We start from the raw sequence: 24,498 nt of genomic DNA, 5'->3' as shown, positions 1-24,498 counted from the left end.
GAAATTTGAGCAAAGGAGCTGTACAAATGAGACTGATCCTAGTGAGTCATGGTTTATTTGCCAAAGAATTATTGGAGAGCGCCGAGTTGATAGTGGGTAAGATCCCAGGTGCTTGTGCCTATGGACTGACTCCCGAAATGGGGCCGGCAGACTTGCAAAAAAAATTGGAAGTTGAACTAAAGAAAAGCTCCCCCGAACAAGAAGTACTGCTAGCTTTAGATCTTTTAGGGGGGACTCCCTCCAATGTAGCGGTTCAACTCCTGTCACAATTTCCGCAAATAGAAATTGTGACAGGAATCAACCTGCCGATGGTGATCGAATTTAGCAATCAGCAGCTGTTGGGTGATAAGCTGGACTTGAATCAACTCCTCTCGATGGGCGTGCAAGGGATCACTAATGTTAAAGAGAAAGTCGCCGCAGATGATGACGAAGATGAAACGTAAGAAGTGAATGAAAATGCATGAGCTGATACAAATTATGCAAAAAGCCCAAGAGGATCACGCTATTTATGGGGTTTCGCTGGCAGTGGCGGCCAAAGGCAAGGTGCAAACCTTTTATGACGGTGTTCAAGGGAGCGGGAGCGACAGCATTCCTTTGAAGCCTGGAATGCTTTATGACTTAGCCTCTTTGACCAAGGTGGTTGGTACTGCCACGAGGATCTTTCAACTGCTTGCAGAAAAAAAGCTGGCACTAAATGATCAAGCAGGTCAGTTTCTAACAGGACTAAAGTACCCGCGTATCACGATCGAACAGCTTTTGCTGCATGACAGCGGCTTGCCGGCGGATTTGCCAAATGCTTCAGCCTTGGACAAAACAAGCTTGATCCAAGCAGTTAAGAATGCTTCTCTAAAGTCGCAGCCTAGTACGCGGATGGTATATTCAGACCTGGGTTTTATTTTACTGGGCTGGATCATCCAACAAATTGATGGAAGCTTATCTCAGAGCCTTGAGACAAACATCTTTAAGCCGTTAGAAATGCAAGATACTGGGTTTAACCCGACCCAATATCCGAAACGTTTATATGTTCCAACTGAGTATCAGCCGGAACGCGGCGGGATCATTCGCGGCCAGGTTCACGATGAAAAAGCCAATATACTTGGAGGCGTTAGTGGACATGCCGGGCTGTTTTCGACGCTGGATGACTTAGTTCATTTTGTACAAATGCTATTGAATAATGGAAGTTATCAAGGATCAGAAGTTTTGTCTCCGTCAATTTTTGAGTTATTGAAGAAGCATTGTCTTTACGGTCGTACCTTAGGCTGGAAACTTTGGGGTCAGCCGGATGACCCAGATTTTAAGGTGTGGCATACCGGCTTTACAGGGACTTCAATTGCCCTGAACTTGACCAAAAAAACAGCTTTTGTCTGTCTAACCAATCGGGTCTACCCCAGCCGGGCCAATACAAGGTGGTTGTCTTGGCGTCTTCAGGCAATCAAACAGTTTTACCGGGCATTTTAAAAAGCAGAGTAAAGAATCCAGACTACGGATTTTTGGCTCTGCTTTTTAGTGGATAATGAAGTTTCCTTGTTCAAAAACGCTTTGAATCGATGTTTCTTGTCTGTCAACAAATTTACCAAGAAAATAATTTAAAGGCACTTGTAAAAATGGTACCAACATATTATAATTATGTCTGTAGGAAATAAAGCGCTTTAATTTGTTGGGAAGGAGGTTAATTTTGAAGCGCGGAAATACTTATTGCAATTATTAGTTTGATAAGTTAAGCAACTGAAGTTATTGAGGACATGGATTATTGAGAACTTGCAATTTTTTATTTTTAGAAATGTAATCGCAAACAATAATTATGTTGCTTAACTTTAAAAAAAGCGTCAGTACAAGTGACGTTACTAAAGGGGAAAAATAATATGGGCGAAGATAATAAGTTCATGGCGTTTTTGAATAGCAAAATTATGGGGCCAATGGGTAAATTGGCTGCTACTCGGATCGTTCGTGCAATCATGGCTGCTGGTTTAGCATCAATTCCATTTACGATCGTTGGGTCGATGTTCTTGGTTTTGAACATTTTGCCAACAGTTTTTACAGGCTTAACAGGTTTCTTTAATGCGACTTTTGTGAAAATTACTGATTTGTACATGGTTGCTAATAAGACAACGATGGGGATCTTGGCACTGTACTTCACGATCGTGATCGGGTATGAATATACTCGGATCATCCGCGATGAAGAAAAACTCAACATTGATCCAGTTAACGGTGCTTTATTAGCTGTTTTTGCTTACTTCATGACTATTCCAGAATTAGTTATCAAGGGCGGCATGGTTAAAGTATTGAGTGTCAGCAACGCAACTGAAACAGTTGTTAACGGCTGGAGAGCTGGTGACGGCGGTTTAGCACGCTTGGGTACAGCCGGTATCTTTACTGGGATCATCATGGCTTTGCTTGCTGTTAAGATTTACCAACTGATCGTTAAGAAGAACTGGGTTATCCGCATGCCAGAACAAGTTCCTGCTGGTGTTGCTAAGTCCTTTACGGCCTTGATCCCAACATTCGTGATCGCATTTGTTGTGTTACTTATCGAAGGTATCTTGGTTGCTTTAAACACAGATATTTACAATGTAATTGCTTTGCCGTTTGGCTTTGTTACTAACTTGACCAATAGCTGGTTAGGTGTCGTTGTGATCGAATTACTGATCTCCTTGCTGTGGGTTTTGGGTATTCACGGTGCCAACATCATCGGTGCTTTTATCACACCAATTACCCTGAATAACTTGACCTTAAACTCACAAGGTGCACACATGGTCTTTGCCGGTGAATTCAACAACATGTTCGTTATCATTGGTGGTTCCGGTGCTACTTTGGGCTTGGTATTCTTCATGACCTTCATGGCTAAATCAGCTCAATTGAAGGTTCTGGGACGTGCGGCTATCGCACCAGCCTTCTTCAATATTAACGAACCAATTATCTTTGGGGCACCAGTTGTTTACAACCCATATCTGGCAATTCCATTTATGTTGGCCCCAGTTGTAACATCATCATTGACATATTGGTCAATTAAGCTTGGTATCACTCATCAGATCATCGCTCAGATGCCATGGCCATCACCAGTTGGTATTGGTGCTTTCCTTGGTACAGGTGGCGATATTCCTTCTGTTATCTTGGCTTTCGTGAACGTGATTGCTGCAGGCTTGGTCTACTACCCATTTGCTCGTATCTATGACCGCAAGCTTTTGGCACAGGAACAAGCTAACTTGGCAGCAGAACAAGCTTAAGCCTTGTTTTAACCAAAAACAACAAATAAAAGCTATTGAACCTTCAAGCGATTAGGAAAACTTCTTAGTCGCCTGGGGTTTAATGGCTTTTTTGCGTAGTAAAGATTGGCAACGTTGCAAAAAAAGACGGTTCCCAAAATGAAAGGAACCGTCAGTGTTGGCGGATTAAACCTGGCTAGGTTGACAAATTAAAGCTCAAATCAGCTTGTTTTGCCAACGATCCAAGCGACGATCCAGACAATGATCACCGCACCGACAATTGAAGGGATAATTGCCATGCCGGCAAGTTGCGGTCCCCAGTTGCCTAATAATGCTTGCCCCAGTGAAGAGCCGACTAAACCAGCGATAATGTTAGCCAAACAGCCCATAGATTTGCCATGACTGGTAAGTGCACCAGCAATCGCACCAATGATGGCACCAACGATCAAGACCCAGATCCAATGCATGCGACATTCCTCCCTAAATGTGAGTTAATAATTCCTACTGCCAGTATACTGGAATTAACGGGTGAGAAAAAGCAACATGGTCTGAATTAGTTGATTTTGACCTGGCCCGAACCGGAACGGATATTGAAGCGCGGTCGCTGCCCGGAGACGAATTCCTTTTTGCCGCCTAATTTCTTATCGTGGACTGTGATCTGGCCGGTTTTGACAGTGATATTTAGACCTGGCACTGCTAGACCATCTAAGTCAGTGGCACCGTTATCCTTAGTCAAGGTGCTGTTTTGAGCTAGTCTTGTATTCTTGATTCTTGTAGTACCGTTGTGATGGTGCAGCTGCAAGCTTTGGAGCCTGAGGTCTTGGATCTTCACAGTGCCATTTAATAGTTCGCCGCTGATTTTAGACAATTGGTTTGCTGGGACGGTCAGTGTAATCTCTGGTGTTTTGCCGATTTCCAAATGATGTTTTAAAGCATTTGCTTGACTGAGCGAGAGTGTTTTTGTATTTTGAGTGACTTCTAATTCGTTTTTGCCAGCATCCTTGATTTTTAATAAAGCATGTTTTCCTGCTTGGACATTGATCTTGGCTGTGCGTAAATTCAAGTCGATGCTTTGTGTTGTGTCTTTGATTGCTATTTCTTGAGTGGTTAGATCCTGCATCTTTTGGGTATTAAAGTCGAACCGTCGGCCAGTTTGCATGAGAAAAACAGCAAAGCCTCCAGCTATGAGTAACACAACAACGACAATTCCAATGGTCCAAAGTAACATTTTCTTCATCCTTTTCCTCCTGTTTAACTCGCCAAGATCGCTTGCAATTGAGCACGGACCATGGCTTTTAAAGTTTTAGAATGAGTCTCGAATTCTGCGACTGTCAAATGATTGTCGATCACCTCGATAAAAGCGAGCAATTCGTGGATCTGTTCTTGCTGCTGAGCAGTTAGATTTAACTCAGAAATTCGGGCAGCCAGCCATTCGGTGGTAAAAGTCATAAAAAAGTAATTATCGTTAGCGATTCGTTTCGCATAAATGGCGTGCAGTTTAGCGCCAATCGCCGGTTTGTACCATTCCAGTAAAATTTTGTTAGCTCTGACGCGTTCAAAAATGACACTTAAAATTAAGTCTGTGCCATGGACTAGATCAGCCTCTTGCCCGAGCTTCTTGATTAGGTTCGTGCGCAAGGCTTCGTTTTCTTGATCAAAAAGTTTAAGGAAGATGGCTTCTTTTGAAGGAAAAAATTTGTAGAACGAGCCGGTCGCGATCCCAGCCGTCTGAGTGATTTTAGCGACGTTGGTCTGCTTATAGCCAAGGTGCGAAAAGGTAGTCCGAGCTGCTTCTAATAGTTGTTCTTGATCCAAAGTATCACCTCTTTATGAATGAATATTTTGTTTTGTTCATTCATAATATATGAACTTACTAAATAATGCAAGTCTGAGCTGTAAACTATTTTGCTTGTTGTGTCAAATGTAGTTAGCGTTATATTAGACATAAGTTATCACTTATTCTAAAATTAAATTATTAACATTAAGTTGGGAGATTTGAATAAGAGAAAGGAGTCCTCAAATTCACGAGAACGTTGAGATTCAGCTGAACAGTCGGGAAGCGGAAATGTCAATGGAGGCGATTGAATGAGAGACAAAGCGGAAAATAAATATTTTTCTTTAAATATTAGTGCTTATATTATTGCATTGGGAGGTTTTCTTTTTGGTTATGACACCGGGGTGATCAATGGAGCTCTGTCATTTCTAAGCTTACCGGATCAATTTGATCTGTCAGCGACGATGCAAGGTGTCGTATCCAGCTCGCTGGTTTTGGGTTGTACTGTAGGTGCAGCTTTGAGCGGCAGATTAGCTGATCGGTATGGTCGGCGTACTTTGCTGCAATGGATCGCGCTTTTATTTGTTGTCACGACCCTAGGCTGTGCGGCAGCACCGAATGCATCTGTGCTGGTTTTATTTCGCTTCATTTTAGGGCTGTCGGTCGGCAGTGCCTCTGACTTATCGCCGATGTATCTGAGTGAACTTTCCCCAGTAGGATCAAGGACAGGCAATGTCAATCGGAACGCGATCGCAATCGTTGTCGGCCAGTTGCTGGCCTTCATCGTTAACGCTATTCTGGGCACGACTTTGTCAGGCTGGCATCCGGTGTGGCGGCTAATGATCTTGATGGCAGCAGCCCCGGCAATTGTTTTGCTGATTGGAACTGCTAAGCTGCCTGATAGTCCGATCTGGTCTTTGTTGCAAGGCAAAAAGGAGCAGGCACAGCAGATTTTGCACTCGTTAGAATTTTCTGTAGAAGAACAGCGGAGAGTGAAACGGCAAGTTCAAGATGAAACTAAGGAGCGGGGCACAAAAATTTCCTGGAGAGAAGTTTTTGCCAACAAGCCGCTCGTTTACTTACTTGGTGCGGGGGCACTAATTGGTTTTATTCAGCAGATCTCCGGAGTCAATGTGGCAATGTATTATGGGACGATTTTATTGGAAAAAGTTGGGATGGGGCAGAATTCCTCACTTTACGGGAATATCCTGATCGGTTTGGCTTCATCGATTGCTGCAATTGCAGGGACGAGACTCAGTACGAGATTTAAACACCAGCGGCTCTTGCTGGGGGGCTTGACTGGTAATGCGGTCTGTTTGACTTTGCTGTTTACAGTTATGCATGTCAACTGGGGCCAGCAGACATTTGTCAATATTGTCGTGCTGCTTTTGCTAATGCTATTTTTGGCTACTCAACAGGGCGTTGTTAGCCCGATCACCTGGCTGATGATGTCGGAAATTTTTCCCTCTCATGTTAAAGCAAATTTCATGGCGCTTGCTACAATGGTTTCGTGGGTCACTAACTTTGTTGTCAGTTTGATTTTCCCGATCATGCTGAGTGCATGGGGTGTGGCAAATGTCTTTGCAATTTTTGCGTTAACTAACATTCTTTCCCTGATTTTGACAGCCTTGATTTTGGAGACAACTAAACTAGCGGAGAAGTATCAGGCAGCTAAAAGGCAATAAGCAAGAATTTTCCTGATAAAAACAGACAGAAAATGCGTCGCCCCAGAAGACTAAAACACTGAGGCGACGCATTTTTACGATTTAGGTTGATGTTTTATAAAGGTAGTTTAAACCGTCCAGCCGCCATCGGCTTTGATCACATCGCCGTCGATGAAACTAGATTCATCAGAGGCCAAGAATGTTGCTAGATGTGCAATATCACTTGGTTCGCCTAACGGGCTCTCACCGGCAGCTTGCAGTGCTTGTCCGCCCAACGGATCAACAGCTGTGATCGTGCTTTGGATATTAGTCTTAACACCACCTGGTGCGATCGCATTGGCACGGATCTTGCCAAATCGACCATAGGTGGCAGCGATATTTTTAGTTAAACCGATCAAGCCATGCTTAGAAATGGCATAGACAGCACCGCCGCGAGCGCCGAATAAACCGCCAACGGAAGCGTTATTGACGATCACACCGCCGTTTTCTTGTTTTTCCATGACGTTGATCGCTGCGCGGGCAGCTTTGAATGGGCCAGTTAGGTTGATGGCGATGACTTTGTCATATAATTCATTGCTGACATTGCCCACAGTAGTGAAGTTATCCATGATCCCTGCATTATTGACTAAAATATCGAGACTGCCGTAAGTGTCTGTTGCTAAAGCGACCATGGCATTGATGTCGTCTTCGTTGGCAATGTTGGTGACACTGATCGTTGCCTTTCCACCGGCTGCCTTAATTTCCTCTGCCACGGCCTCAAGCGTCTCTTGGTTAATATCAGCTAAAATGACCTTGGCTCCTTCTTGAGCGTATTCTGCAGCGATGGCCTTGCCCATACCAGAACCTGCACCAGTTACGATTGCTACTTTGTTATCTAAACGTCCCATAAAAATATCCTCTTTTCCTTGTGATGTATTACACTATCTATTATAGAATAGACCAAAAAGTATATAAAGCGCTTTCAAAAAATCTTAATAAAAAACCTTCAGCCATAATTTGCTGAAGGCGTCTTTACTTATTCGCGGAAATAATTGTGCTGTTGTAAAAATCTTTTCGCGACGAGTTCAGGCTCAATGTTATTATTATCGACCTGATAGTTTAATTTTTGCATTGTTTTAACGTTGATTTTGCCATCCAAACGATGCAGGAGCGGTTTAAGCTCGGGATGTTGCCGCAAAATCTTACGAGTTGCGACTGGGGACGCATTGTAAGGCGGGAAGAAGTGCTGATCATCCTGTAAAACTTTTAAGTTGTAGCTGCGGATCCTGCCATCGGTTGAATAACCGAGGACAGAGGCCATCTTGCCAACCGATACAGCGTCATAGACGAGTCCGATCTGCATTGGATAGACCCGCTTAAATTTGAACCGGTAGAACTTTGTAAAATCTTGGTAGCCATCCCCGGGCCGGTTCATCCAGGAGGTGTCGACCCCAGCTTTCATTTTGGGTGCAACTTTAGCAAGATCAGAGATCTTCTTCAAGCCGTATTTTTTGGCGGTCGCTTGAGTGACCATAAATGCGTAAGTGTCCGAAAAGCCGTAGGACGGAAAACGGATCTCACCGAACCTTTTAGCCAATTGTGTATTGACGATCTTCGTAGCCCGAGCCGGGTTTTTGACCGCTGGCTGAGCTAAGATCCCAGTCAGATCGGTTCCGCTATAACTAGCTGCGATGACATCTGCATTGTCACGCTGCAAGGCTTTATGCGGCATAGTTCCGGTCCCCAAGTTATTGAGGATCGTTGCGTCAGATTTTGTTTCGTGTTTGATCAACTGAGCGATGATATTGGCTAAAATTTGTGTTTCAGTGGTTGAATCAGAAGCGATCCTGATGGCATTGGTTTTGGTATCCGGTAATCCAGGAAGGCTGCAACCACTGACCAGAAAAACAAGACATAGTAAACTGATTAAAAGCTGAGAAGCTTTTTTATGCATATTATAAAAACAGACCTTTTTTGACTTTCGAGAAGCGACGACGACTGTGAAAAGAGCAGCAAAATGCCTAGGCGAATTTAACTGGCCTAACTATTCTTTGCTCCTTGACTCTACTTAATTGTCGTTTGTTCTCACCTGGTCTTTCTGGACTGAAAAATGTTGCCAAAATACGAGTTTGGCTGTCCATAGTTACGTTTATGACTATAAAACATCTGACAAGATATTTCCAGTAAATAAAGCTATTATAATTTAGCTTTAATTTAAAGCAAAAAAGTTTGGCTCTGGCAAAAAAACCGAAATATTTATAGTTAAATTTGAATTTTAGCGTGAACTATCATTGTTGAAAATTAGCTGTTACTAATGAATGATTAATAAAAAGGACCAGCGATTAAGCTAGTCCTTGTTAAGATCACTATTGATTGTTGATCCGGTAATTTTTTTGTTTTACCAAGTTGAACACGAAAGCCAGGGCCATGCAGCCGACTGCGATCGTGAAGATGTTGTGGAGACCTTGGTGGTAGATCTGGTGCATTAATGGGATCAATTTGTCAGGCAAATCATCGACCGTATGCGGGTTGATCATTTTGTTAAACATATCCACCGTAATGTGAGCCGTAGGATGAGCGTCGATGCCTGCCAGCAAGGAGCGGTTCATGACGATCCCGAAAGCTGAGATCGAGATGCTCTGAGAAAGAGTCCGGACCAGGGTATTAAAAGAGGTTGCCATTCCGACATTCTCAGGGGCAACGATACTTTGCGAAACGATGGTCGAGCTCGTAACGGTAATCCCAAAACCGGTGCCTAGAAAGACTCCGACTGCTAGGAAGACAAAAATCGGTGTGTTGACTGGCAAAAAGATAAAGACAGAGCCAGCCACGGTCAGCAATCCCATTCCGATCATCAAGATTTGACGGGGAGGCAGCTTGCTCAGCAAGATCCCGGCAATAAAGGACCCAAAGATCCACAGGACCGAACTAGGCGTAGTGGCAAAGCCGGCAACCGTCGCCGGCAGTCCCAGCAAACCTTGAGTCCAGGAAGGAACATAGACATCAAAGGCGATCAAGAAAATCGAAAGCATTGCTGCGGCGAAGTTCTGGATCACAAAGGTCCGATTTTTGAAGAGATCCAAGAGAATGATTGGGTCTGCAGCCCGTCTTTCCTGACGGACAAATAACAAGCCGCCAAGAAGTGCAATTGCAAAAATGCTTAAAGCGGCCAACCAGTTGATCTGCGGCTGATTGAGGACTTCCATCCCGTATAAAAGCCCGCCGATGGTTAGCGAGAGCCAGACAATTCCCCAAACATCCAATTTAGCGTGAGCAAAGTGTTGATCTTCCCTTAAGAAGAAAAAAATCAATAAAATTGAAATCAAGCCGATCGGTACATTGATGAAAAAGACCCATTTCCAGCTAAAATTATCAACGATCAGTCCTCCCAGCAAGGGGGCTGCCACTGAGGCGATCCCCCAGGCAGAGTTATTGAGTCCCATGATTTGAGCTCGTTTGTCCGGCGGATAAATGTCCGCGATGATCGTATTAGAGATCGGTAAGATCGCACCAGCTCCGATTCCTTGAACGGCTCGCCAGACGATCAATTCTGGCATACTGGTGGAAAGTCCGCTAAGCATTGAGCCTGCCAAAAAAATCAAAAGACCAGCAATAAAGACTGGTTTGCGGCCTAAGTCATCGATTAATTTACCGTAGACTGGAGTTGCTAGTGTATTAGTCAGTAAGAAGATCGAAAAGACCCAGTTCATCAGCGAGATCCCCTGGAGGTCGCCGACAATCGTTGGCATCGCGGTCGAAACAATCGTCCCTTCAACCGCGCTCATGAATGTGGCAATGAATAGCGCAAAGGTAACGATCCCCGTATTAGTTTTGTTCTGTGATTTCAAAGTACAAACCCCTAATTCTTAAATTTATCAAACATAATATCTTAGCATATTTGAATGTAGAATTTCTAATTTAAAGAGGTCAGGCAAGGTTAGATTGAAAAATAGGTTGATGATAAGAGCACGGCTATCTTTTAAAAAATTTTGCAAGTGGAACAAAAAATTCTTTGATCCTACAAAATACTCCATAATTGTTAGTTTCTATGCCTAACAATTATGGAGCATTTCATTTTTTTGGAAATCTGGTGGTGTTTTTATGTTTGAACAACTTCGGCAGACTTGTATCCACAATGCCGATTTCTGGATACTACTTTGCCCGACTTGTATCCACAACGGTGATTTCTGGATACTACTTTGCCTGACTTGTATCCACAACGGTGATTTCTGGATACTACTTTGACAAACTTGTATCCACATCCCAGCCATCAGATAAACCCTTAGGTTTGTCCCAGTGTCCTGAAACTTTGATCTCTATTATTTTGGTTATCTTAATTTGATTTGCGGTGCAATCTACAGAGGAACAGAGCTTGAATTATCAGCAAGGATCCTAGTGAAGTTAGGAAAATTTATTAAGCTTGAGCCGCTTGTTGCACGACGTGTTCGCATTCTACTCCAGAAATAATCGCTAAGGTATCGTCTAAACTGATGTCGATCATATTTTGGACTGCGATATTGGTGTAAAAGCCAACGTGGGGTGTAATGATCACATTGTCTAATTTGCGTAATCCAATCAAATCTGCACTTGGCAACTCTTTGCCCCGCAGATCGAAGTTGAAGAATTTCTCTTCGCCAACCAACGTGTCAAGAGCTGCCCCCGCCAAACGGCCTTCCTTTAATGCTGCCAACAAAGCTTTAGTATCAACAACTGGTCCCCGGCATTCGTTGACTAAGTAGGCTGTTGGTTTCATCAGCGACAAGGCATGGGCGTCGATCAAGTTTTTGGAAGTCTCGTTCAAATCAACGTGTAAGCAGATCACATCGGCTTGCTTAAGGACTTCTTCCAGTGACTTGAAAGTTAACACATCGTCTAATTCATGGTTAGGTTTGATATCGTTGGCAATTACTTTGGCACCTAAGGCATCAAACAAACGAGCTGCGGTCCCGCCGATCCGACCGGCACCAATGATCCCGATGGTCAGTGAATGGATCTCGGCACCTTGAAGTCCGTTCCAGCGGAAATCCTGATTGTGGACACGTTGGTCAACTAATTCTTGTTTTCTGATCAAGCGCAGGGTGTGGGTCAAAGCAAGTTCTGCGACTGAGCGGGGCGAGTAGGCTGGAACATTGCTGACAGCTAAGCCGTTTGCTGCTGCAGCTTTTAAGTTGATCACGTCGAACCCAGCGGTGCGGGTCGTGATCTGTTTAATGCCTAACTCATGTAACCGCGGGTAAACATCATCTTCGATCAGACTGCGCTGCTGGATCACAATGCCAGCATAACCTTCGACTTGATCAACAGTGTCAGAGTGCAGTTCCCACTCAGCTGAGGTCACTGAGACATCAGGATGCCGGTCTTTCCAGGCGTTGATTGCGGTTTGTTCATCAGGACGGACACTTAAGATCAAAATTTTCATGGTAAAGCTTCCTTTCTTATGCCTTGGTAACACTATTCATTTGAATGATCAGCTATTCTTTTAGGCTTGAACTGCAGCGCGGTGTTTTGCAACATATTTTTCTAATAACTGCATGCCGCGCTTGATTTCTGCCATGCCGGTGGCATAACTGAGACGCAGGTAGTGGGCACCGCCAGGACCAAAATATGAGCCGGGGACTGCTGCGACATGACCGTTGTCGGCGAGGTCATAGGCAAATTTGACATCATCTTGTTCCAAATCAGCGGGAATTTTAGTGTAAATGTAAAATGCGCCGCTGGGCTTGGCTGTTTGGAATCCAAGTTCGTTTAAGACACTTAAAATATAATCGCGCCGTTGCCGGTATTCTTCTCTCATTGGTGTTGCATCGTCTTGACCGTTGCCCAGAGCTTCCGCGGCGGCATCTTGGGTGACAGTGGCAGTGCTGGTGATCGTAAACTGGTGGATCTTGCTTAATTCAGCTGCGAGATCCTGCGGGGCACATAAAAGACCGATCCTCCAGCCAGTCATGGCATGGGATTTAGAAACCCCGGTGATCAAGATAGTTTGTTCGCGCAGGCTCTTCGTCAAAGAAGCGTGCGGTTGATCATAGTTGAGTTCGCTGTAGATCTCATCGCAGACTGCAAAAATTGGTTTGCCCCGCAAAACATCTGCTAAGGCATCCAGCTCGGCTTGCGAATACGTTGCTCCAGTTGGGTTGCCGGGATAATTTAAGATCAACATTTTGACCTGAGGACCTTCCTTAGTTAAAGTCTGGTCTAACAGCTCAGGTGTCAATTTGAAGTTAGTCGCAGAAGTGTCTACTAGGATCGGCTGTCCGCCTGCCAGGGAAACATCGGCAATGTATAAAGGGAAAGTTGGAGTTGGAATGATCACCTTGTCACCTGGATTTAAAACCGATAAAACGGCTGTGTAGATCGCTTCGGTCGCGCCGGCTGTGACGATCACTTCATCTGCGCTATACTGCTGACCGTACTTTTTGGCCAAAAACTCCGAGGCATTCTGGCGTAATTCCTCGGTCCCATTGGAAGGGGCATAGTGTGAATGGTTTTCATTGATGCTGCGGATCGCAGCTTCTTTAATGTGATCCGGAGTATTAAAGTCAGGTTCGCCAAGCGTAAAGTTAACACAGCCTGGGATTTCTTGTGCGTACTGTGAGAAGGCTAAAATTGCAGAACTTTTGAGCCCTCCCAGTTGCTTGTTCAGATAGTTTGTCATTTCCATTTGCAGCACACTCCTTCAGTAATTTTTATTCAAAAAAAGACCCTCCCGATCGAATCCGATCCAAGAGAGTCGTTGAATTTCAACTAAAGTTTCTCCCTTGCAGATCAGCTTCTAACCTGCAAGGTCTAATTAAAGCCAAGTTAACTAGCTTTTATTTCCTGCAGGTACAAACATGCGTGACGTGTTTGCACCTGGCGTTAAGATGCAAACACTATCTAAAGAAATAAAAGTTGTAATACCAATTATTCGAATGTTGTTTAGCTAATTTCATGAATAATCGCTCCTGGTTTTGTAAGAATACTCTCACTGTACTCTAATCATCTAACGCCTGTCAACCCCTTTGCGTAATTTAAAATATTTTAATTAATTTCCCCGGTTTCAGCAAATGATTTTGGCACACCTCGTCTATTGTTTCTTCCTTAATATTGCGCTTGACTTTTAAATTTTTTGCTCGTATATTGTAAGTAATCATTCTTATCTTAACGAGATAAAGTAGTCAAAGTGCTTTGTCCACACCTTTTATTTGGCGTGGAGTGGCGCTTTTTTTGTGTCCTAAGGAGGGCTATTTTAAAAATGACAGTCATGCAGACAACAGAATTTGATACAATTGCCGCGATTTCGACGCCTCCTGGTGAAGGAGCGATCTCCATCGTCCGCATGAGCGGTGAGGAAGCACTGCAAGTTGCAGCCAAGGTTTTTAAAGGCAAAAATTTAGCAGAGGTCGCATCACATACGATCAACTATGGTCATATTTTTGATCCAGAAACTAACGAAGAAATTGATGAAGTCATGGCTTCGGTCATGCGTGCGCCTAAAACATTTACTAGAGAAGATATTATTGAGATCAACTGTCATGGCGGGATCGTGCCGACTAATAAAATTTTGCAGCTCTTATTGCAAAATGGTGCTCGTTTAGCGGAACCGGGCGAGTTTACGAAACGCGCCTTCTTGCACGGACGGATCGACTTAACTCAGGCCGAGTCGGTAATGGACTTGATCCGGGCTAAGACTGACCGTTCAATGCAAATCGCCTTAAATCAATTGGACGGTAATTTGGCCAAATTGATCAAGAGTTTACGGCAGGATATCCTTGATGTCTTGGCGCAAGTTGAAGTTAACATCGATTATCCTGAATACGATGATGTTGAAACTCTGACCACCAAGCTGCTGAAGGAAAAAGCTGCCGAGGTTAAAACGCGGATCGAAGATTTGCTTCAAACCGCTAACCAGGGCAAGATCATGCGTGAAGGGTTGGCTACTGCAATTATTGGGCGGCCAAATGTCGGCAAGTCGAGCTTGTTGAACTACTTGCTGCACGAAGATAAAGCGATCGTGACCGACGTTGCCGGGACCACCCGGGATGTCATTGAAGAATACGTTAATATCCGCAACGTGCCGCTGAAATTGATCGACACTGCAGGCATCCGTGAAACTGAAGATAAGGTCGAAAAAATTGGGGTAGAGCGTTCGCGCAAAGCTATCAATCAAGCAGACTTGGTCATGCTCTTGCTAAATGCCAGCGAAGAGTTGACCGACGAGGACAGGAAACTGCTAGCGTTGACGCAAGACAAGAAGCGTCTCGTGATCTTAAACAAAACGGATCTGAAAACTAAGATCAACTTAAATGAGGTCAAGCAGCTGGTCGGACCAGACGAATTGCTCAGCACTTCTGTCTTACAAAACGACGGTTTAGATGAATTAGAAGAGCGAATCGCCAAGATGTTCTTTAATGGGATCGAAAATTCTCAGACAACGGTCATGCTGACCAACTCGCGCCATATTGCCTTGCTGCACCGAGCTAAAGATTCTCTGGATGCGGTTTTGCGCGGGATCGATGCCGGAATGCCGGTTGACCTCTGTCAGGTCGATATGACTGATGCCTGGGATGATTTAGGCGAAGTTACCGGCGATTCATACCAAGATGAATTGTTAGATCAGTTGTTCAGTCAATTCTGTTTGGGCAAATAAATCAGGATCTTTAGAAAAATAATCAGCAGGAGTAGAGAAATAAAATGCAGGAAATTAAACAATACGCTGGTCAGGATTACGATGTGATCGTTGTCGGAGCGGGTCATGCCGGATGCGAAGCAGCTTTAGCAGCTGCGCGGATGGGTAACAAGACTTTGCTAATGACCATTAACTTAGAAATGGTAGCTTTCATGCCATGTAACCCCTCGATCGGCGGACCGGCCAAGGGGATCGTGGTTCGTGAAGTTGATGCTTTGGGCGGTGAAATGGGCCGCAATATCGATAAAACTTACATCCAGATGCGCATGCTCAATACTGGGAAAGGACCGGCTGTCCGTGCCTTGAGGGCTCAGGCTGACAAACGCCAGTATTCGATCGAAATGAAGCACACTTTGGAAGAAGAGGAAAACTTAACTTTGCGTCAGGGGATCGTCGATGACCTGATCGTGGAAGACGGTGTAGTCAAGGGTGTGATCACTAATACTGGTGCTCGATACAGTGCTAAAGCTGTTGTTTTAACCACAGGAACGGCTGCTCGCGGTAAGATCATCATTGGGGAATTAATGTATTCCTCTGGTCCTAATAACACACAGCCTTCCATGAAGCTGTCAGGTAATCTGGAAAAATTGGGTTTTGAACTCAAACGTTTCAAGACCGGAACTCCGCCCCGGGTCGATGGCAATACGATCGACTATTCTAAGACCGATGAACAGCCGGGCGATGCTTTGCCTCATCATTTTTCCTATGAATCCAAGGACGAAGATTATTTGGCAGCTGCTGATCAGATGTCATGCTGGCTCACGTATACTAACCAAACGACACACCAGATCATTCACGACAACTTGGACCGCGCGCCAATGTTTACTGGTGTGATCGAAGGGGTAGGTCCGCGTTATTGCCCTTCGATTGAAGATAAGATCGTCCGCTTTGCTGACAAACCGCGCCACCAGCTTTTCTTGGAACCAGAAGGACGCAGCACCGATGAGTACTATTTGCAAGGCCTGTCGACGTCAATGCCTGAAGAAGTGCAGCAGGAATTTGTCCACTCGATCGCGGGCTTGGAGCATGCCGAAATGATGCGTCCCGGGTATGCGATCGAATACGATGTTGTTGCTCCCTACCAGTTGCGGCCGACACTCGAGACTAAGCTGATCTCTGGTCTCTACACAGCTGGTCAGACCAATGGAACTTCGGGTTACGAGGAAGCTGCTGGACAAGGAATCTTAGCCGGGATCAATGCTGGGCGCCATGCTTTGGGTGAAGACGAGGTTATCTTGAAGCGCAGCGATGCCTATATTGGTGTGATGGTCGATGATTTAGTAACTAAGGGTACCAATGAGCCATACCGTTTGTTGACCTCCCGGGCTGAATACCGTCTGATCTTGCGCCATGACAATGCTGATCTGCGTTTGACCGAGCTGGGACATCGGATCGGCTTGGTTTCAGATGAACGTTACGCTCAATTTGAAGCAAAAAAACAGTTGATCAACGCCGAGATGGCACGTTTAGCCAGCGTCAGAATTAAGCCTAATGACCAAGTCAATGCCTATTTGCTGGAACATGGGGAACATGAACTCAAGGATGGGATCTTAGCCAGCGACTTCTTGCGTCGTCCCTATGTGACTTATAATGATCTGCTGCAGTTTATTCCCGCGCCAGCTCAAGCTTTGGACAGACAGGGGATCGAGCAGATCGAGATCCAGTTCAAGTATGAGGGTTATATTAAAAAATCCCTCCAAAAGGTCGACAAGCTGAAACGGATGGAAGCCAAAAAGATCCCAGCCCGGATCGACTATGCAGCTATTGAAGGCTTAGCGACCGAGGCGCAACAGAAATTAGCGAAGATCCAACCAGAAACCCTTGCGCAAGCTGGACGGATCAGTGGGGTCAACCCGGCTGACCTTTCGATTTTGGCTGTTTATATCGAACAAGGCAAGATCGCCAAGACTAGTGCATAATAAAAATTAAATATTGTAACTTAGCCGTCCCCTGAAGAGATTTGAGGGACGGCTATTTCAATTTAATTTTAAAAGGCAAAAGTGATATTTCGTCTTAGTGAAAACGTTAACAATACGGAAAAATATTTATGCGATAGATAAGAATAACGTGGAGAGCTGAAATTGAGCTTATCCATTTAAATAAATATATTGTAGGCAAGTAAATCCCTTTATCTCGGGCTTTTGTGTTGATCAAAAGTAAAGCGCTTTCAAAAATAATTAGTGAAATTTTTATTAAATACCCTTGAATTTTTTGCACAAACAGGTTATTATCATAAGTGAAATATTTCACTTAGACAATCAAATGAATTTATGTTGGAGGAGATCAGCATGAAAGCAACAGTTAAAAATAAGAAAAGCGTGACTATCGATCCGATCGATGCACAGGAAAGAGCTAACGAATATACAAGTGAATTAGTTAGCAAAGCAGTCAAAGCTCAGGTGGAATACAGCAACTATACTCAGGAACAAGTTGATAAAATTGTCGCAGCGATGGCTTTGGCTGGTTCGGAAGCATCCTTGATGCTCGCCCATGAAGCTGTGGAAGAAACAGACCGTGGGGTCGTTGAAGATAAAGACACCAAGAACCGTTTTGCAACTGAAAATGTTTACCATACAATTAAAAATGACCAGACTGTCGGAATTATCGAAGATGATGTGATCCACGGCAGCATCAAAGTTGCTGCTCCACTGGGGGTAATTGCTGGGATCGTGCCGACAACTAACCCGACTTCAACAGTGATGTTCAAGTCATTATTGGCAATGAAAACTCGTAATGGGATCGTCTTTTCTTTCCATCCGCAAGCCCAGAAATGTTCTGCTCACGCTGCTCAGATCATGTATGAAGCAGCTGTGAAAGCTGGTGCTCCAAAAGACATTATCCAATGGATCGACCAATCATCCCTGGAAAACACCACGGCTTTGATCAAAAACCGTAACATCGCAACGATCTTGGCAACTGGCGGCCCTGGCATGGTTAACGCCGCTTTGAGTTCCGGTAATCCATCCTTGGGTGTTGGTGCTGGTAACGGTGCAGTCTTCATTGACCATACGGCAAAAATTGACCGCGCAGTAGAAGATCTGCTGCTCTCCAAGCGTTTTGATAATGGGATGATCTGTGCGACAGAAAACTCCGCTGTAGTTGAAGACTCTATCTATGACGAATGGCTGCAAAAAATGATCGACCGGGGAGCTTATCTGGTACCAAAGAAAGATTACAAGCAGCTTGCTGATTATGTCTTTAACGAAAAGCATGGTGTTAACGGCCAGATTGCTGGTAAATCTGCTCATTGGATCGCTGATCACGCTGGGATCAAGATGCCAGATGATAAAGATGTTTTGCTGTTTGAACTCGATCGGAAAAATATCGGTGAAAAACTTTCGTCTGAAAAACTTTGTCCAATGGTTTCTGTTTACCGCGCTAAAGACCGTGAAGAAGGCGTTCAGATCGTCTGCGAACTGCTCAACTACCAAGGCGCTGGGCATAACGCAGCTATTCAAGTCGGAACACAGGCTGACCCATTCATTAAAGAATTTGCCAACCGGACACAAGTGTCCCGGATCTTAGTCAACCAGCCTGATGCTTTGGGCGGAATTGGCGATATCTATACTGATGCTATGCGTGCTAGTCTGACCTTAGGTACAGGTTCATGGGGGGATAATTCATTGTCACATAACTTATCAACTGAGGACCTGCTCAATATCAAGACGATCGCTAAACGCCGTAACCGTCCACAATGGGTTCGTTTACCAGAAGATATCTTCTTTGAAAAAGACTCAGTTACCTACCTGCAAGAAATGCCTGGCTTGGAAAAAGTCTTCGTTGTTGCTGATCCTGGAATGGTCCAATTTGGTTTCGTGGACAAAGTCTATGACCAATTGAATATCCGTCCGAACCCAGTTAAGATCTCACTTTATGGGACAGTTAACCCGGATCCGACCCTGAGCCAAACGATCGAAATTGCCAAACAAATGCAGCAGTTTAAACCAGACACGATCATCGCAATCGGCGGGGGCTCTGCTTTGGACGCATCTAAGATCGCACGTTACATCTATGAATATTCTCTGGATGAAGAAGGCTTCTTGGAAGACTACGATAAGGTCAAGGCTTTGTTCATTAAATTGCAGCAGAAATTTATGGATATCAGAAAACGGATCGTGACCTTCAAGCATCAGACTCACACCAAGATGGTAGCTATCCCGACAACTTCTGGGACAGGTTCTGAAGTCACACCTTATGCGGTTATCACAGATGATGAAACTCACGTGAAGTACCCATTGACTGACTACGAATTGACACCAGAAGTTGCGATCATTGATCCGCGCTTTGCACTAACTGTGCCTGCACGGACGGTTGCTTTATCTGGTTTGGATACTTTGTCTCATGCCCTGGAATCATATGTTTCTGTAATGTCCTCTGAATTCACGCGGCCATGGGCTTTGGAAGCAATCAAGCTTGTCTTTGAAAACTTGGAAGCTTCTTATAACTACCGGATCGAACACCGGACCAAGGGTGCCGAAAAATCACGCGTCAACATGCATTATGCTGCTGCCTTAGCCGGAATGTCCTTTGCTAATGCCTTCTTGGGGATCAACCACTCACTTGCCCACAAGACTGGCGGCGAGTTCGGTTTGCCGCATGGTTTGGCGATCTCGATCGCAATGCAGCATGTGGTTCGTTTCAACGGTGTGAGCGGTAATGTTAAACGGACACCGTTCCCTCGTTATGAAGTTTACACTGCCCAAAAAGACTATGCTGATATCGCACGTTATATCGGCTGCACGGGTAAGAATGACGCTGAATTAGTAGAAGCTTTGTGCAAACGGATCGCTGATCTGATGGAAGCGGTCGGTGTGACACCAACGCTGTCAGCTAACGGTGTTACTAAGAAGCAATTTGATGCTTCCTTGGACAAACTTGTTGATTTGGTTTATAACGATCAATGTACTGCTGTCAATCCGCGCCAACCTAGCTTGGATGAGATCCGGCAACTGCTGATCGATCAGTTTTAAAAATTAAATAACTTGAATAAATAGTGCTGATGAGCTTTCTTGATCAGCACTATTTTTATGGTCAAATTTTTGCCGGTGCCCAAGGGGGATGAAACTCACCGTGTTAGTACAAAAGAGGGTGAGAATAGACGATAAACTACACTTGTTTTGAACAAAGAGGTGCAGAATAGCTGTTATTCTACGCCTCAGCAGTCAAAGTATGGCGAGAATAAAAAATGAACTCGGGTCAACACACAACAAAAAATTACTAAGATCCCATGTTAGCAAATCTACCATCAGCTTATTTTGGATTATTACCATACCAATTCTAAATTTAGCATTGACAAATAATTTAAACAGTTGTATCTTTAGCTTTGTTAACTGATATAGAACTTCAAATAGATATATACCAATTTTAATCTTTAGTAAAAGGTATACTTGAATTAAGCTGAAAAGGAGACTTTAATTATGTGTGGAATTGTTGGCGTTACGGGTCGGGAAAATGCAACGGAGATCTTGCTGAAGGGATTGAAGAAGCTGGAATATCGTGGTTATGATTCGGCTGGGATCTACGTGAATGACCAAAAAGGTAACGGTTATCTCGTGAAGGAAAAGGGTCGGATCGAAGACTTGCAGGCTGCAGTTGGCCCTGCAGTCAAGGGAACAACTGGGATCGGACATACTCGCTGGGCAACTCATGGTGCTCCAAGTCAAGCTAACGCGCATCCGCAAGTTTCCGCTGACGGCCGTTTCTACCTGGTACATAACGGGATGATCAGCAACTTCCGGCAATTGAAACAAGAATATCTGGCTGATGTTGATTTTGTCAGTGAAACAGATACAGAAGTGATCGTACAATTGATCGCCCGTTTCGTGGGAGAGGGCATGTCTAGTAAAGAGGCCTTTGTGCACGTCCTGCACCTGATCGATGATTCTTCCTCTTATGCTTTTCTATTGATGGATAAAGATCAGCCCAACACTTTGTATGTGGCTAAAAAGAAGAGCCCGCTCTTGATCGGTGTCGGTGCCGACTTTAACGTCGTTTGTTCCGATGCGATGGTCATGTTATCAGAAACACATGACTTCATCGAGCTGACTGACGGCGATGTCGTAACCGTGACACCAAGCAAGGTCGAGATCGAGGATGCTGAGGGTCAAAGCGTGACCCGGCATCAGTTCCACGTTGATGACGATGCTACTGCTTCTGACAAAGGTGCATATGATTTCTTTATGCTAAAAGAAATCGACGAGCAGCCGGGCGTGATCCGCGGTTTGGAACAAACTTACATCGCCCAGGATGGTCAGATCGAAGTTGATGACAAGCTGATGAGTGCCATGAACCAAGCCGACCGTTTGTATATCGTCGCTGCCGGCACAAGTTACAATGCTGGTCTGGTCGGCAAAAATATTTTTGAAAAACTGGCTGCCGTGCCAACGGAAGTCCACATTGCATCGGAATTTGGCTATAACATGCCGCTGCTATCGGAAAAACCTTTCTTTATTTTCCTAACTCAAAGCGGAGAAACGGCAGACAGCCGCGAAGTTTTGGCGAAGGTCAACCAGTTGGGCTATGAGAGCCTGACGATCACCAATGTACCTAACTCGACTCTTTCTCGGGAAGCAACTTATACGATGCTGCTAAATGCCGGTCCTGAAATCGCGGTTGCTTCGACCAAGGCTTACACTGCTCAAATCGCCGCCGAGACGATCCTAGCGAAGGGACTGGGAATGCTTAAAGTAACTCCAGCTGCTGCGGAATTTGACACTGCTTTTGAATTGACCAAGGCTGCTAATGCTATTCAAACTTTAGTTGACCAAAAAGATATTGTGGAAGACCTGGCTGCCACACATTTGTCGACGACAAGAAATGCCTTTTATATCGGCCGTGGGATCGACTATCAGACAGCGATCGAAGCCTCATTGAAGCTCAAAGAAGTTTCTTACGTTCAGACTGAAGGTTTTGCTTCAGGCGAATTGAAGCATGGTACGATTTCTCTGATCGAAGAAAACACACCGGTGATTGCGATCATCACTGATCAGAAGACTGCGGAATTAACCCGCAGTAATGAGCAGGAAGTGATTTCACGGGGCGCCAGCGTGATCAACATTGTCTCGGAAAACTTAGCTGAAGAAGATGACCAGATCGTCTTACCGGCAGTTCACCAGCTGCTGACTCCGCTGGCAGCGATCATTCCAGCACAGCTGCTTGCCTACTATACAAGTAAGGAACGGGGTTATGACGTTGATAAGCCGCGTAATCTGGCCAAGAGCGTGACCGTTGAATAGAAATTTTATCCTGAATTAAAGCAAAAAGCTTGTCACCCCAAGTAAGTCAGGGCGGCAAGTTTTTTGCTTGAGAAAAATTTTAGTAAATTGAGACTTAGCACTTGCATTATTGGTCTATATCAATTATGATTGGACTATACCAATAAAACAGTGCGGAGGTTAACAACAATGAAAGTTATTATTACTAAAGATCAAAAAGCAGCAGGCGTTGAAGGCTATAAAGTTTTTGCAGATGCAATCAAGAATGGGGCTAAGGTATTCGGCTTGGCAACAGGTTCAACTCCTGTGACAACCTATGAAGAAATCGTTAAGAGCGACTTGGATTTCTCGAACTCGACTTCGATCAACTTGGATGAATACGTTGGTATCAGCCCAGACAACGATCAAAGCTACAAGTACTTCATGAATGAACATCTTTTCTCTAAGAAACCATTCAAGAACTCATATTTGCCAAATGGCTTGGCTGAAGATCCTGAAGCTGAAACAGTACGTTACAACAAGATCATTGCTGACAACCCAATTGACTTGCAATTGCTTGGTATTGGCCGCAATGCACATATCGGCTTCAACGAACCAGGAACTTCAACTGAATTAGAAACACATGTTGCTGATTTGACAGAATCTACAATTGAAGCTAATGCACGTTTCTTTGAACATGTCGAAGATGTGCCTAAACAAGCTTATTCAATGGGGATCGGTTCGATCATGAAATCTAAGAAGATCTTGCTTGAAGCTTTCGGTGAAGATAAGGCAGATGCTGTTGCTAAAATGATCGAAGGCCCAGTCACAAAAGACGTGCCTGCAAGTATCTTGCAAAAACATGATGATGTTGTTGTTTTGATCGACGAAGCAGCAGCTTCCAAATTAACTCAGAAATATTAAAAAGTAGTCTAAAAAAGAGGAGCTCGCCATCCATTGGCGGGTCCCTCTTTTTTTACCTTCAATTACAGATGAAAAGTTTATTTCCGAATCTCATCCAAGAATTTCTGAGTCAAAAAAGAACGCAGCTGCTTTGTAGAAGCAGTTTGAAAAAGAGCTGTGTTCTCATCATTCATGATCATTAGACTTGAGATCATGCCGAGTGTACTTTCGGTTAGATGGTTGATTTTTTCCGGTGCCAGCAAGACAACTAGACGTTTAACAGCAATTGGTTCTTGGTCCATTGCTCTCAGTGTTAAAGGAGAGCTTAACTCAAAAATTGCAAAGAAAGGCTGCTTGACTCCTTGATTACTCGTGTGCAAGAGAGCCAGGTTAGTATCCGGGATCCCGATCGGGGCAAGTTCAGCCCGTGATAGCAGACCAGAGATCACTGAGTCTGGCTGACTGATATATTTATTTGAAATCTGAGCGACGATTGCTTGAGTCAACTCTGATAATGTTTCGCTGGTATTAGGCAGACTTGTGACTGAGCAAGATGTCACGATGCGGTTGTAGAGCGTGATCTGCTCAGCCTTGTGAGCCAGGATCTGCGGGTCAGCAAGTTGTTCAGTCTTTCTAGTATCCGTTGGAACTGAATCTACGGTAAATTTTTTCTGATAAGAGTTGAGCCAGTTGCGGATCTTGGCGACATCATTTTCCAGTAGAAGCGGGCTGACCACCTGATATTCCCGCGGAAAGCCGGGTAATTCAAGGGTGGAGAGGATCAAATCATATTCCCGCGGGTTGATCTGGTCGAGTTGACTGACTTTAGAAGTTGCGATTTGTTGGATCTCGGGGACCTCTTTAAGCAAACGGCTTTTTAAAATCTGCGAAGTTGAAAAGCCGTTTTCGCAGACAACTAAGGCTCGTAAACCGCGCTGGTAGGAACGGTTGGTGTATTCATTGGCAAAATACAGCAAGAGCAGCTGAACTTCCGGCTCGGTCAGTTCCTTGTCAAAAAAGACTTCCTGCCACTGAGCCTTGATCGTCTGGTACAGGCGCGAGTAATTGTCGCTGTTCCGCTGTAGGGTGTCGATCTGGACGTTAGGCAGTTGTT

18 protein-coding genes are annotated in these 24,498 nt (G+C 44.5%); 9 read left to right on the top strand and 9 right to left on the bottom strand.

The features are described from left to right. Positions 1 to 26 precede the first annotated feature (26 nt). From LFYK43_RS08125 to celB, 3 genes are all read left to right on the top strand, one after another. On the top strand, positions 27 to 443 hold the full coding sequence (locus tag LFYK43_RS08125; protein ID WP_124977234.1) for a PTS sugar transporter subunit IIA: 417 nt from the start codon (positions 27 to 29) through the stop codon (positions 441 to 443). A gap of 7 nt (positions 444 to 450) precedes the next feature. After that, complete coding sequence (locus LFYK43_RS08120) at positions 451 to 1,458, top strand: serine hydrolase domain-containing protein (RefSeq protein WP_124977232.1); 1,008 nt, start codon at positions 451 to 453, stop codon at positions 1,456 to 1,458. 404 nt (positions 1,459 to 1,862) lie between these two features. Next, positions 1,863 to 3,224 (top strand): PTS cellobiose transporter subunit IIC, encoded by a 1,362-nt coding sequence (gene celB, locus LFYK43_RS08115; protein ID WP_124977230.1) that lies wholly within the window; start codon positions 1,863 to 1,865, stop codon positions 3,222 to 3,224. Positions 3,225 to 3,424: 200 nt separating this feature from the next. Here celB and LFYK43_RS08110 read toward each other — a convergent pair whose 3' ends face one another. The 3 genes from LFYK43_RS08110 to LFYK43_RS08100 all read right to left on the bottom strand — a co-directional run bounded on the left by LFYK43_RS08110 (position 3,425) and on the right by LFYK43_RS08100 (position 5,018). Continuing rightward, positions 3,425 to 3,670, bottom strand: a complete 246-nt coding sequence (locus LFYK43_RS08110) for a GlsB/YeaQ/YmgE family stress response membrane protein (RefSeq protein WP_124977228.1) — start codon at positions 3,668 to 3,670, stop codon at positions 3,425 to 3,427. An 86-nt stretch (positions 3,671 to 3,756) separates the two neighbouring features. Next, positions 3,757 to 4,440 carry a DUF4097 family beta strand repeat-containing protein gene (locus tag LFYK43_RS08105; RefSeq protein ID WP_124977226.1) on the bottom strand — a complete coding sequence of 228 codons (684 nt, stop codon included), beginning with the start codon at positions 4,438 to 4,440 and terminating at the stop codon, positions 3,757 to 3,759. A 14-nt stretch (positions 4,441 to 4,454) separates the two neighbouring features. Continuing rightward, a complete protein-coding gene (locus tag LFYK43_RS08100) occupies positions 4,455 to 5,018 on the bottom strand; it encodes a TetR/AcrR family transcriptional regulator (RefSeq protein ID WP_124977225.1) in 564 nt (187 codons plus the stop codon). A gap of 270 nt (positions 5,019 to 5,288) precedes the next feature. Here LFYK43_RS08100 and LFYK43_RS08095 point away from each other — a divergent pair, with 270 nt between their 5' ends. Next, a complete protein-coding gene (locus LFYK43_RS08095; protein WP_124977223.1) occupies positions 5,289 to 6,662 on the top strand; it encodes a sugar porter family MFS transporter in 1,374 nt (457 codons plus the stop codon). A gap of 107 nt (positions 6,663 to 6,769) precedes the next feature. Here LFYK43_RS08095 and LFYK43_RS08090 read toward each other — a convergent pair whose 3' ends face one another. From LFYK43_RS08090 to LFYK43_RS08070, 5 genes are all read right to left on the bottom strand, one after another. Continuing rightward, positions 6,770 to 7,528, bottom strand: coding sequence for a glucose 1-dehydrogenase (locus tag LFYK43_RS08090; protein ID WP_124977221.1), 759 nt, complete (start codon positions 7,526 to 7,528; stop codon positions 6,770 to 6,772). A 128-nt stretch (positions 7,529 to 7,656) separates the two neighbouring features. Continuing rightward, positions 7,657 to 8,574, bottom strand: a complete 918-nt coding sequence (locus LFYK43_RS08085; protein WP_124977219.1) for an osmoprotectant ABC transporter substrate-binding protein — start codon at positions 8,572 to 8,574, stop codon at positions 7,657 to 7,659. A gap of 412 nt (positions 8,575 to 8,986) precedes the next feature. Next, positions 8,987 to 10,468: an MDR family MFS transporter gene (locus tag LFYK43_RS08080; RefSeq protein ID WP_124977217.1), complete on the bottom strand. Its 1,482-nt coding sequence runs from the start codon at positions 10,466 to 10,468 to the stop codon at positions 8,987 to 8,989. A 566-nt stretch (positions 10,469 to 11,034) separates the two neighbouring features. Next, entirely contained in the window at positions 11,035 to 12,039 is a 1,005-nt protein-coding gene (locus tag LFYK43_RS08075; protein WP_124977215.1) for a D-2-hydroxyacid dehydrogenase, read from the bottom strand. 60 nt (positions 12,040 to 12,099) lie between these two features. Continuing rightward, a complete protein-coding gene (locus tag LFYK43_RS08070) occupies positions 12,100 to 13,281 on the bottom strand; it encodes an aminotransferase class I/II-fold pyridoxal phosphate-dependent enzyme (RefSeq protein WP_124977213.1) in 1,182 nt (393 codons plus the stop codon). A 573-nt stretch (positions 13,282 to 13,854) separates the two neighbouring features. On the opposite strand from LFYK43_RS08070, the gene mnmE reads away from it, so the two are divergent. The 5 genes from mnmE to LFYK43_RS08045 all read left to right on the top strand — a co-directional run bounded on the left by mnmE (position 13,855) and on the right by LFYK43_RS08045 (position 23,405). After that, positions 13,855 to 15,249: a tRNA uridine-5-carboxymethylaminomethyl(34) synthesis GTPase MnmE gene (gene mnmE, locus LFYK43_RS08065; protein WP_124977211.1), complete on the top strand. Its 1,395-nt coding sequence runs from the start codon at positions 13,855 to 13,857 to the stop codon at positions 15,247 to 15,249. Positions 15,250 to 15,293: 44 nt separating this feature from the next. Further along, the gene (gene mnmG, locus LFYK43_RS08060) at positions 15,294 to 17,207 is read left to right on the top strand and encodes a tRNA uridine-5-carboxymethylaminomethyl(34) synthesis enzyme MnmG (RefSeq protein WP_124977209.1); all 1,914 of its coding nucleotides are present in this window, start codon (positions 15,294 to 15,296) and stop codon (positions 17,205 to 17,207) included. A 369-nt stretch (positions 17,208 to 17,576) separates the two neighbouring features. Further along, positions 17,577 to 20,258 (top strand): bifunctional acetaldehyde-CoA/alcohol dehydrogenase, encoded by a 2,682-nt coding sequence (gene adhE / locus LFYK43_RS08055; RefSeq protein WP_124977207.1) that lies wholly within the window; start codon positions 17,577 to 17,579, stop codon positions 20,256 to 20,258. 447 nt (positions 20,259 to 20,705) lie between these two features. Then, positions 20,706 to 22,523 (top strand): glutamine--fructose-6-phosphate transaminase (isomerizing), encoded by a 1,818-nt coding sequence (gene glmS, locus LFYK43_RS08050; protein WP_124977205.1) that lies wholly within the window; start codon positions 20,706 to 20,708, stop codon positions 22,521 to 22,523. A 168-nt stretch (positions 22,524 to 22,691) separates the two neighbouring features. Beyond that, positions 22,692 to 23,405: a glucosamine-6-phosphate deaminase gene (locus tag LFYK43_RS08045; RefSeq protein ID WP_124977203.1), complete on the top strand. Its 714-nt coding sequence runs from the start codon at positions 22,692 to 22,694 to the stop codon at positions 23,403 to 23,405. A 77-nt stretch (positions 23,406 to 23,482) separates the two neighbouring features. On the opposite strand, the gene LFYK43_RS08040 is transcribed toward LFYK43_RS08045, so the two are convergent. Beyond that, positions 23,483 to 24,498 (bottom strand): PTS sugar transporter subunit IIA (locus LFYK43_RS08040; RefSeq protein WP_158609211.1); only part of this gene is annotated, 1,016 nt, incomplete at its 5' end.

This window comes from Ligilactobacillus salitolerans, from assembly GCF_003864415.1.
Taxonomy (GTDB): domain Bacteria; phylum Bacillota; class Bacilli; order Lactobacillales; family Lactobacillaceae; genus Ligilactobacillus; species Ligilactobacillus salitolerans.
Note: the sequence above shows the minus strand (reverse complement) of the source record. Positions and strands in the feature narration are given on the sequence as shown.